An 11,355-nucleotide genomic window follows, 5' to 3' on the forward strand; every position below is an offset into this window, starting at 1 on the left:
ACACGACCGGTGGCGGCCGGATGTCGCGGCGCCCCGGTGGGCCGGCACGGGCGCAATTACGTAGTCACGGCGCGGGTTTCGCGGCCCCTCGGCCGTCGCGGCCTGTTTTCGCAAGGCCGACCCGAAATTGTTTACTCCCGCTAAGCTGACCTGGTCCGAAGCTAAACTGACATCTGCATAATAGGCGCCTCAAAGATCGGGCAAGGATAGGGGACTCGCACTTTGTGTGCCGTGAACGCCACACCGGTCGCCGTCATAGGGATGGCCTGCCGGCTTCCCGGCGGGATCGACTCCCCGCACCGCCTCTGGCAGGCGTTGCTGCGCGGTGACGACTTTGTCGGCGAGATTCCCGCCGACCGGTGGGACGCCGACCTGTTCTACGATCCCGAACCCGGCGTGCCCGGCCGATCGGTGACCCGGTGGGGGGCGTTCCTCGACGATGTCGGCGGCTTCGACTGTGACTTCTTCGGGATGACCGAGCGTGAGGCCATCGCGATCGACCCGCAGCACCGCCTGCTGCTCGAGACGTCGTGGGATGCCGTCGAACATGCCGGCCTGGACCCCGCGTCGCTTTCCCAATCGCAGACCGGGGTGTTCGTCGGCCTGACCCACGGTGACTACGAGCTGCTGTCCGCCGACTGCGGTGCGGCCGAAGGGCCGTACGGATTCACCGGCACGTCCAACAGCTTCGCGTCGGGGCGAGTCGCGTACGCCCTCGGACTGCACGGCCCGGCGGTCACCGTGGACACGGCGTGCTCGTCGGGACTGATGGCCGTGCACCAGGCGTGCGGCAGCCTGGGCAGCGGCGAATCCGACCTCACCCTGGCCGGGGGCGTGGTGGTGACGCTGGAACCACGCAAGTCCGTCACCGGTTCACTGCAGGGCATGCTGTCCCCGACCGGCCGCTGCCACGCCTTCGATGTGCACGCCGACGGCTTCGTGTCAGGCGAGGGCTGCGTCATGCTGTTGCTCAAGCGGCTCGACGACGCCCAGCGCGACGGCGATCGCATCCTGGCGGTGCTGCGCGGCACCGCGGCCAATCAGGACGGCCGCACCGTGAACATCGCGGCGCCCTCGCAAACGGCTCAGGTCGCCGTCTACCGGAAAGCCCTGCAGATCGCAGGCGTCGACGCGGCCACGGTCGGTCTCGTCGAGGCGCACGGCACCGGCACTCCCGTCGGCGACCCGATCGAATACACCAGCCTGGCCGCCGTGTACGGCGTCGGCGGTGCCTGCGCCCTGGGATCGGTGAAGACGAACTTCGGCCACCTGCAGTCGGCCTCGGGGCCACTGGGCTTGATCAAGGCGATCCTCGCGCTGCAGCACGCCGTGGTACCGCGGAATCTGCACTTCACCCGGCTGCCCGACGAAATGGCCCGAATCGAGACCAATCTGTTTGTGCCGCAGAGCAATACGCCATGGCCCAGCAAGGGGCACCCGCGCCGTGCCGCGGTGTCGTCCTACGGGATGTCGGGCACCAACGTGCACGCCATCGTGGAACAGGCACCGGAACGGGCGCCGGCCCAGGCGGCCGACCTACCGCGAGGGCCGCTGCTGTTTCCCCTGTCGGCCACCTCCGCCGAACAGCTGCGCGTCACGGCGGCCCGCCTGGCGGTCTGGCTCGACGAGCACGGCGCTGCCGACGGCGAATGTGGCTCGTTGCTCAGGGATCTGGGCTACACGCTGTCGCGGCGGCGCGCGCACCGCCCGGTGCGTACCGTGATCTCGGCCGGCACCGTCGACGAGTTGGGTGCCCAGCTGCGCGCGGTCGCGGCGAGCGACATCCCGTACCCGCCCGCGGTGGGGCAAGGCGACCGCGGACCGGTGTGGGTCTTCTCCGGCCAGGGTTCGCAGTGGCCGAAGATGGGCGCCAAACTGCTGGCCAACGAGCCGGTCTTCGCCGCGACGATCGCCGCCATCGAACCGTTGATCGCTGCGGAGTCGGGCTTTTCGGTCACCGCGGCCATGTCGGCACCCGAGACGGTGACCGGCATCGACCGGGTGCAGCCGACGCTCTTCGCGATGCAGGTCGGGCTCGCCGAGACGATGAAGTCCTATGGCGTGCGTCCCGGCGCCGTCATCGGGCATTCGCTCGGCGAATCCGCGGCCGCCGTCGTCGCCGGCGGGTTGGCGGTGGCCGACGGTGTGCGCGTCATCTGCCGTCGCTCGAAGCTGATGGCGCGGATCGCGGGCAGCGGCGCGATGGCAGCGGTGGAACTGCCGGGCCAACAAGTGTTGTCGGAACTGTCGATTCGCGGCATCTCCGACGTCGTGCTGTCCGTGGTCGCGTCGCCGACGTCGACCGTCGTCGGCGGCGACGCCCAGGCCATCCGCGATCTGGTCACGGCCTGGCAGGAGCAGGACGTGCTGGCGCGCGAGGTGGCGGTGGACGTCGCCTCGCATTCGCCGCAGGTGGAGCCTATCCTCGACGAGCTGGTCGAGGACCTCGCCGGCCTGCGACCGATGGCGCCCGAGGTGCCCTACTATTCGGCGACGCTGTGGGACCCGCGCGAACGGCCCTCGTTCACCGGCGACTACTGGGCTGAAAACCTGCGCTACACGGTGCGATTCGCGGCCGCCGTGCAGGCCGCCCTCAAGGACGGCTTCCGCGTCTTCGGTGAGCTGGCGCCGCACCCACTGCTGACGCACGCCGTCGAGCAGAACGCCGGCAGCCTGGACATGCCCATCGCCGCCCTGGCGGCCATGCGCCGCGACCTGCAACTGCCGATTGGCTTGCGCGGCTTCGTCGCCGACGTGCACAGCGCGGGCGCGGTGATCGACTTCTCCGTCCCATACCCGGCCGGCCGTCTGGTGGATGCCCCGCTGCCGACGTGGACGCATCGCCGGCTGATGCTCAGCCGCGAGGCCACCGGGCAGGCACGCGGCGCCCCGGTCCAGGCCGTACACCCCCTGCTCGGTGCGCACGTGCATCTGCGGGAGGAACCCGAGCGTCACGTCTGGCAGGGGGAGGTGGGCACCGACGCCCACCCGTGGCTGAGCGATCACCAAATCCATGGTGTCGCAGCGTTTCCCGGCGCGGGGTATTGCGAGATGGCGCTCGCGGCCGCCCGCGCGGCGCTCGGTGAACGCGCCGAGGTCCGCGACGTCAAGTTCGAACAGACACTGCTGCTGGCCGACCAGACGCCGGCCTCCTCGGCCGCCACACTGGCCGCCCCCGGTGTTCTCGACTTCACGGTGGACACCCACGAGGACGGTGAACGCACCCGCCGGGCCAGCGCGGTGCTGTGCGCCCTACCCGGTGACGACGCGGATTCACTCGGGCCTGCGCAGCCGCCCGCGCACGACCTGGCGACGCTGATCGCCGCCCACCCATCCCGCCTGGACGGCGCGGAACTGCGAAAGGCGTTCGACGCTGCGGGAATTCAGTACGGGCCGGCGTTTTCGGGGCTGGCCGCGGTGCTGGTCGCCGACGGGGGCATCACCACGATGCTGGCCGAAGTCGCGCTGCCGGGCGCGATCCGCTCGCAGCAGCCGGCCTACGCCGCGCACCCGGCGTTGCTCGACGCGTGCTTCCAGGCGGTCGTCGTATCGCCCGAGGTGCAAAAGGCCGGCGCCGGCGGTCTGCTGTTGCCGGTCGGGGTGCGCAGGCTGCGCAACTATCACTCGACGCGCAACGCGCAATATTGCCTGGCCCGGGTCACGTCCTCGAGCCCCGGCGAGTGCGAGGCCGACGTCGACGTGTTGGACCAGTCCGGAACGGTGCTGTTGAGCGTCGAGGGGCTGCGGCTGGTCGGCGGCGCCTCCGCACACGAACACGCCCGGCGACTGCTCAACGAGCGGTTGCTGACCATCGACTGGGAGCCCAAGGAACTGCCCGACGCGACGCAGGCCGAGCCTGGTCGCTGGGTGCTGCTCGGCGCGTCGGAAGGTCCCGACCCGTTTGCGGCGCGACTGGCAGAAGTCTTGAATACCGATGGCGGACAATGTGTCTCGGCGTGCGATCCCGTCGGGTCCGCGCACACCACGCGGCTGCGCGCGCTGTTGTCCGGCGCCGGGCAGCCCGCCTCCCACGGGCCGCTGAAGGGGCTCACCGGCGTCGTCGTGGTCACATCGGATGGCGCCGCGGCTGATCCGCAGGCGGGGCGGCGCGGTCGGGACTACGTGTCGCACCTCGCGGCCGTCGCCCGTGAGCTCTCGGAGCTGCCCAGGGAGTCGCCGCGGCTGTACCTGGTGACCCGAAACGCGGCCACCGTGACCGCCGGTGATGTGGCGAACCTGGCGCAGGCCGGGCTGCGGGGCCTGATGCGGGTGATCGACTCCGAGCACCCGCATCTAAACGCCACCCAGATCGATGTGGACGACGCGACGGACCCCGAACGGGTTGCGCTGCAGCTGAAACGCGGCTCGGCGGAAGACGAGACCGCCTGGCGCGGCGGCCAGTGGTACGCCGCGCGGTTGCGGCCCGGCCCACTTCGCCCGGCCGAGCGGCGCACCACCGTCGTCGATCACGAGCGGGACGGCATGCGCGTGCAAATCCGCACTCCCGGTGACCTCGAATCGCTGGAGTTCACCGCGTTCGACCGGGTGCCGCCCGGGCCGGGGGAGATCGAGGTGGCGGTGACCGCGTCGACCGTCAACTTCGCGGATGTCCTTGTCGCCTTCGGGCGCTATCCCACGTTCGAGGGCTACCAGCAGCGGTTGGGCGGTGACTTCGCCGGCGTGGTGACCGCCGTCGGACCGGACGTCACCGAGCATCAGGTCGGCGACCGTGTCGGCGGCATGTCGCGCAACGGGTGCTGGGGCACCTTCGTCATCGCCGACGCCCGCCAAACGGTCACGCTGCCGCCCGAGGTACCACTCGAAGACGCAGCCGCGGTGCCCACCGCGGCCGCGACCGCGTGGTATAGCCTGCACGACTTGGCCCGCATCTCGCCGACCGACAAGGTGCTCATCCACTCCGGCACCGGGGGTGTCGGCCAGGCGGCCATCGCGATCGCCCGGGCCGTGGGCTGTGAGATCTTCGCGACCGCGGGCAGCCCGCAGCGCCGGAAACTGTTGCAGAACATGGGTATCGAGCACGTCTACGACTCGCGCAGCACGGAATTCGCCGACCAGATCCGCACGGACACGCAGGGATACGGCGTCGACGTGGTGCTCAACTCGCTGCCCGGTGCCGCGCAACGCGCGGGAATCGAACTGCTGGCCTTGGGTGGGCGCTTCATCGAGCTGGGCAAGCGTGACATCTACGGCGATACCCACCTGGGGCTGTTCCCGTTTCGCCGCAACCTGTCGTTGTTCGCCGTCGACCTCGCGCTGCTGACTTTCAGTCACCCGCACACGATTGGGCGGTTGTTGACCACCGTGTACCAGCGCACCGCCGCCGGCGAACTGCCGATGCCGAGCACCACGCACTATCCGATTCGCGACGCCGCCGCCGCGGTGCGCCTGGTCGCCGCCGCCGGGCATACCGGCAAGGTGGTGCTGGACGTGTCGCGGGCGGGAAGCAGTGTGGCCGTCGTGCCGCCGGAAACGGTGCGGCCGTTCCGGTCCGACGGCGCCTACATCATCACCGGCGGCATCGGGGGACTGGGCCTGTTCCTGGCCGGCCAGATGGCCGCTCGCGACGCGGGTTGCGGGCGGATCGTGCTCAACTCGCGCTCGCAACCCGACGAGCGGGCGCGCGAAGCGATCGAGCGTCTGCGCGCCGCGGGGGCCGACATCGCGGTGGAGTGCGGTGACATCGCCGAGCCGCAGACGGCCGAGCGGCTGGTGGCGTGTGCCACGGCCACCGGACTGCCGGTTCGGGGCGTGCTGCACGCGGCGGCGGTGGTGCAGGACGCCACTTTGGCGAATGTCACCGACGAGCTCGTCGATCGGTGTTGGGCGCCAAAGGTTTACGGCGCGTGGAACCTGCATCAAGCCCTGCGGGAGGACGACACCGGGCGGCCACTGGACTGGTTCTGCGCGTTTTCGTCGGCCGCCGCGCTGGTGGGCTCGCCGGGGCAGGGCGCCTACGCCGCGGCCAACAGCTGGCTGGACGCATTCGCCCACTGGCGCCGGGCCCGCGGTCTGCCGGCCACCTCGATCGCGTGGGGGGCGTGGTCGGAGGTGGGCCGCGCGACGGCGCTGGCGCAGGACGCCGGCATCGCGATCGCGCCGGCCGAGGGGTTCCGCGCCTTCGAAACGCTGCTGCGCCACGACCGCCCCTACTCGGGCTACGCGCCGATCATGGGGACGCCCTGGCTGGCCTCCTTCGCGCAACGCAGCAGCTTCGCCGAGGCGTTCGGCTCGACGGACGGCAAACCGGACACCGGCAAGTTCCTCGCGGAGTTGCGGACGTTGCCGCGCGAGGAGTGGCCGTCGGCCATTCGGCGGTTGGTGTCCGGCCAGATCAGCCTGCTGCTGCGGCGCACCATCGATCCGGACCGGCCGCTGTCCGACTACGGTCTGGACTCGCTGGGCAACTTGGAGCTGCGGACCCGCATCGAAGCCGAAACGGGTGTGCGCATCAGTCCGACGAAGATCACCACCGTCCGCGATCTGGCCGAGCATTTGTGCGACGAGCTGGCCGATCTGGAAGCCGCGCCGTCAGCGCACTGACCCGCCCACGCGTTGCGGGCGGAAGGGTAAATAAAATTTCGCCGGTCTTTATCCTTCCGCCGCGCCCCATCGGGCCGCCGCGATCGCCTGCCGGGCCGGTCGAACGGGCGCGATGCGGCGGTGCTTGCCGGATCGCCCCAGCACAGCGACAAAGTCTCCTAAGTTGACCATCTTTAGTTGTGGACTGGTTCTGATCCGGATTGATTGATAAACAATATGGTGACGGCGTGTGGCCAGGATCGATGCGGCGGGCGAGAATCCGTGCGCACGCGTCCATGCGCGGGGCGAAACGTTGTGAACAGGAGCTGGGAATGGCCAACAACATCACGTGGCATGAGCATCAGATAAGCCGCGCCGAGCGCGAGAGCCTCAACGGGCACAAAGGCTGCGTCATCTGGTTCACCGGGCTCAGCGGCAGCGGCAAGAGCACCGTGGCCAACGTCGTCGAGCAGAAGCTCTACGAGCGGGGCATCCGCAGCTTTCTGCTGGACGGGGACAACGTCCGCTACGGGCTCAACGCCGGCCCGGAACTTCTCGAAGAGCGGCACGGATCGGAGTTCGCGAAGCGGTTCGGCCTCGGTTTTTCCGCCCAGGACCGCGAGGAGAACATCCGCCGCATCGGCGCGGTCGCGAAGCTGTTCTGCGAGTCCGGCGTGATCGCCTTGACGGCCTTCATCAGCCCCTACGTGCGCGATCGCGACGCCATTCGGGCCACCCTGAACGACGGCGATTTCCACGAGATCTTCATCGACACCCCGATCGAGATTTGCGAGCAGCGCGATCCCAAAGGCCTGTACAAGAAAGCCCGGGCCGGCGAGATCAAGGGGTTCACCGGGATCGACGACCCGTACGAGGCGCCGGCACAGCCCGAGTTGCGCCTCGAAGGCGGCAACAAGGACGCGGACACGCTGGCCGAGGAAGTGATCGCCCATCTCGAGCGGGTGGGCGTCATCGCGGGAGCGATCCAGGACGCCTAGCGGACGGGTCGGCGACGGCGGCGTCGGGAGCCGTCCACCGCACGGGCAAACCGCTGTTTACGCGAAACGAGGTCAGTTATATGAGCTACCAAGGTCATAACGGCAAGCCGATCGTCGAACGAGTGTCCACCGAGAATGCGGCGAGCCGGATCGACGGGTTGCCGCGCATCCCGATCTCGAAGGCCACCGCGCACGAGGTGATCAGCCTGTCCTACGGCTTCTTCACCCCGCTCACGGGGTTCATGGGCCGGCGCGAAGTGGATGGCACGCTGGACGACTTCCGGCTGCCCGACGGCACGCTGTGGAGCATCCCGATCGTGTTCGATCTGTCCGCGGAAGACGTCGAGAAGTTCGGGGTCAAGGAGGGCGAAAGCGTCGTCCTCGAATATCTCGACGCCCCGATGGCGCTGTTCGAGGTCTCCGAGATCTACGAGTACGACTTGCAGCGCATGGCCGAAAAGACTTATGGCACTACCGATTCCCGGCATCCGGGCGTCAAGAAGACGTTGGCCTATGCGGATCGTTTCATCGGCGGCGACATCACGCTCATCAACGAGCCGGTGTTCAACGAGCCATTCAAGAGGTTCTGGCTCACACCGCGGCAGCACAAGGACGCGCTGGCGAAAAAGGACTGGAAGCGCGCCGTCGCCCATCAGACCCGAAACGTTCCGCACACCGGCCACGAGGCGTTGATGAAGCAGGCGTGGCTGGCGGCCAATGAGGACCAGCCCGTCGACAGCTTGAACACGGGCGTGCTGGTCAACGCGATCATCGGCCAGAAGCGGGTCGGGGATTACATCGACGAAGCAATCCTGTTGGCGCAGAACGAGTTGCGGACCAGCGGATATTTCCGCGAGGAAGTCCACCTGGTGTCGTTCACGCTGTGGGACATGCGCTACGCGGGGCCGCGGGAGGCCATTTTTCACGCGATCCTGCGGACGAACCTGGGCTGCACGCATCACATGTTCGGGCGCGACCATGCGGGCGTGGGCGATTTCTACCACCCCTACGATTCCCAGAACATCCTCAAGCAATATCGCAGCAAGCTGGGGATCAAACCGGTGTTCCTGCGGGAGAACTGGTACTGCCCGGTGTGCCAGGAGGTCACCAATTCGGCTCTGTGCGGTCATGACGATCAGTCCCAAAGCTTCAGCGGCAGCCTGATTCGAAGCATCCTGACCGACGAGGTCAAGCCGACCCAGAAGGTGATGCGGCACGAGGTCTTCGAAGTCGTGATGGACAGCGCAGCCAAGTACGGCCAGGGTTCGCCGTTCGTCACCGAGGAGTACCTCAAAGACAGACTGCCGGTCTTCACGCTGAACCAATTGGAGAACTCATGAGCACCGCCGAGAAGAAGATCAAGGTCAACGTCTGGATCAACGAGGAACGGTTGGCAGCCCTGGCGAATGCCGGAATGGCCGACCGGGCCATCGAGGCGTTCGCCGGCATGAAGCTGCTCGAAATCTACACCACCGAAGAGCAGAAAGATGTTCTCTTGCAGCGCTTTCCGGGGGCGAAATACGACTCGGCCACCACCCGCTCGATCGAGTTGCTGCCCAAGCAGGTCAAGGACAGGCTGCTCGAGCTGTCCATCAAGTTGCACTCCAACGGCCCCGATGTGGTGGGTCACTTCCTCGAGGAAGCCCAGACCGCCAACAGCCAGTAGGGCTAGGCGTCCAACCGGGCGAACCGTAGGCGACGGTACTGCTCGACGCACGCGGCCCGCCGGATCTTGCCGCTCGTCGTGGTGGGAATCGATCCCGGTTCCACCAGCACCAGGTCGGCGACGTTGAGCCCATGTGAGTTCGATATCGCCGCGGTGACGTCGTTCTTGACGACGTCGAGCCGGTGGCGCACGTCCTCGTCGGATTCGCCGCGCTTGCTGAATTCGATGATGGTGACCAGCTTTTCGGTCTCGTCGACCGGCACCGCGATCGCCGCGACCCGGCCGCCGGTGATCCGTTGCACCGTCGACTCGATGTCCTCGGGGTAGTGGTTGCGGCCGTAGACGATCAGCAGGTCTTTCATCCGGCCCACGATGAACAGTTCGTCGTCGCAGACGAAGCCGAGGTCGCCGGTGCGCAGCCACGGGCCCTCGGGGGTGCCGGGCGGCGGGTCGGCCAGGACGCCGCCGAAGGTGCGCCGGGTTTCCTGCGGCTTGCGCCAGTAGCCGTCGGCGACATTGCCACCGTTGACCCAGATTTCGCCGACCGTTCCGGTCGCGCAGCCGGTGCAGGTGTCGGGGTCGACGATCCGCACCGACGGCGACGCCGGCGTGCCGTAGCTGAGCAGCGGTGACCCGGTTTCCGGCGAGCACGGCTGCGCGCTGCCCTCCGACAGCCGCTCCGGTTCGAAGTGGACGACGCGCGGGCCGCCGGGCCTGGCACGGCTGGCCACATAGACGGTCGCTTCGGCCAGGCCGTAGGACGGCTGCATCATTTCTTCGCGAAAGTTGTACGGGGTGAACCGTTTGCAGAATCGGTCGAGCGTGGCGGGATGGATCCGCTCGGCGCCGCTGACGATGCTGATGACGTTGCCCAGGTCGACTCCGGCCAGGTCCGCCTCGGTGGTCTTGTGGACCGCGAGCTCGAAGGCGAAGTTGGGGGCGGCCGAGAAGACCGGATTAGGTTGCGACATCGCGTGAATCCAGCGCGCCGGGCGTTGCAAGAACGCGACCGGGCTCGTCAAGTCGCCCAGGTAGCCGCCGAGGATGGGCGCGATGACGCCCTGCATCAAACCCATGTCGTGGTAGAACGGCAGCCAGGACACGCACACGGTGTCGCGTGGGGCCACCCCGTTGAAGTCGGGGAAGTACGCGGCCATCAGCTGCTGGAAATTCACCGCAAGATTGCGGTGCGACACCATCACCCCGGCCGGAACCCGCGTGGAGCCCGACGTGTATTGCAGGTATGCGATGCTCGGGTCGCCGCTGATCCGGATGCCCGTCGACGGCGATAAGTCCGGACCCAGCGCATCGACGGCGATGACCGTCGGGGCGGGGTCTGCGGTGGCCGAGTCCGTGCGGTGCAGACACTCGTCGACGGCCGCGGCGGCCGCGGCCGTGGTGAGGACGACGGTCGGCGTGGTGTCGGCCAGGACGGCGGCGACGCGCTGGTCGTGGGAGCCCGGCTGCGGCACCGAGAGCGGGACCGCGATCAGCCCGGCCTGTATCGCGCCCAGGAACGCGACGATGTAGGACAGGCCCTGGGGGGCCAGGATGACGGCGCGGTCCCCGGTACCGGCGTGCCGCCTCACCTCGTGCGCCACGGTCAGGGTCCGCCGATACAGCTGTGCCCACGTCAGGGTCTCGGTGACGCCCGCCCAGTCCTGCTCGTAATCGGTGTACCGGAACGCCAAGTCGTCGGGTTGCAGGCCGGCGCGCTCCCGTAGCAGGCCGACAACCGACGAACTTTGCATGCGGGCTAGGTTACCGCCTCGTGCTTTTCGCGCCTGCCGATCGCATGGGGCGATGCTGTGGGTCGGGCCGCAGCGCTCGGTGCGAGCCAAAAGGCCGGTACTCCTTAAGGTTTCGACGCTGTCGGATCGGAGCCCCAGGTGCCCGGCAGCAACGGCATGCGCGGCCTGTCGTCGGGCTCGCCGACTGCCAGCGCGTTCAATCCGGCCGGTCCGGTGGCCGCCCTGGTGGCGATGGTTCCGGCGAACCCCATCGCCGGCGCGGGCCGGTCGGAGGCCGTCGACGGCTCGAGATCCATGTATTCGTACCCGCGGCCGAGTTCGGTGACCTTGACCCGGTGCCGGCGCGTCTTCGTCGCCTCGTCCTGTGGCAGCGCCACCGCCTCTTCTTCGGCGGCGTCGG

General features: G+C 68.4%; 5 protein-coding genes and 1 pseudogene. 4 read left to right on the top strand and 2 right to left on the bottom strand.

The window, feature by feature from the left end; translation table 11 throughout:
• Positions 1 to 222 precede the first annotated feature (222 nt).
• The 4 genes from pks2 (at position 223) to DQP58_RS14780 (ending at position 9,204) form a co-directional block, all read left to right on the top strand.
• Positions 223 to 6,561 carry a sulfolipid-1 biosynthesis phthioceranic/hydroxyphthioceranic acid synthase gene (pks2, locus tag DQP58_RS14765; protein WP_112709072.1) on the top strand — a complete coding sequence of 2,113 codons (6,339 nt, stop codon included), beginning with the start codon at positions 223 to 225 and terminating at the stop codon, positions 6,559 to 6,561.
• Between the two features lie 311 nt (positions 6,562 to 6,872).
• Positions 6,873 to 7,538 (top strand): adenylyl-sulfate kinase, encoded by a 666-nt coding sequence (gene cysC, locus DQP58_RS14770; protein ID WP_112709080.1) that lies wholly within the window; start codon positions 6,873 to 6,875, stop codon positions 7,536 to 7,538.
• Between the two features lie 80 nt (positions 7,539 to 7,618).
• Positions 7,619 to 8,878, top strand: a complete 1,260-nt coding sequence (sat, locus tag DQP58_RS14775) for a sulfate adenylyltransferase (protein WP_112709073.1) — start codon at positions 7,619 to 7,621, stop codon at positions 8,876 to 8,878.
• On the top strand, positions 8,875 to 9,204 hold the full coding sequence (locus DQP58_RS14780) for a DUF6955 family protein (RefSeq protein ID WP_112709074.1): 330 nt from the start codon (positions 8,875 to 8,877) through the stop codon (positions 9,202 to 9,204). Before sat ends, DQP58_RS14780 begins: the two co-directional genes overlap by 4 nt.
• Before the next feature lie 2 nt (positions 9,205 to 9,206).
• On the opposite strand, the gene fadD21 is transcribed toward DQP58_RS14780, so the two are convergent.
• The gene (fadD21, locus tag DQP58_RS14785; RefSeq protein WP_112709075.1) at positions 9,207 to 10,955 is read right to left on the bottom strand and encodes a fatty-acid--AMP ligase FAAL21/FadD21; all 1,749 of its coding nucleotides are present in this window, start codon (positions 10,953 to 10,955) and stop codon (positions 9,207 to 9,209) included.
• A gap of 104 nt (positions 10,956 to 11,059) precedes the next feature.
• A pseudogene (locus tag DQP58_RS14790) lies at positions 11,060 to 11,355 on the bottom strand (hypothetical protein); the annotation flags it as partial.

Source organism: Mycobacterium colombiense, from assembly GCF_003284975.1.
GTDB lineage: Bacteria > Actinomycetota > Actinomycetes > Mycobacteriales > Mycobacteriaceae > Mycobacterium > Mycobacterium europaeum_A.

Coding starts and splice junctions, on each gene's coding strand:
- sat (WP_112709073.1), top strand. CDS start 7,619: ATGAGCTACCAAGGTCATAACGGCAAGCCGATCGTCGAACGAGTGTCC.
- cysC (WP_112709080.1), top strand. CDS start 6,873: ATGGCCAACAACATCACGTGGCATGAGCATCAGATAAGCCGCGCCGAG.
- fadD21 (WP_112709075.1), bottom strand. CDS start 10,955: ATGCAAAGTTCGTCGGTTGTCGGCCTGCTACGGGAGCGCGCCGGCCTG.
- DQP58_RS14780 (WP_112709074.1), top strand. CDS start 8,875: ATGAGCACCGCCGAGAAGAAGATCAAGGTCAACGTCTGGATCAACGAG.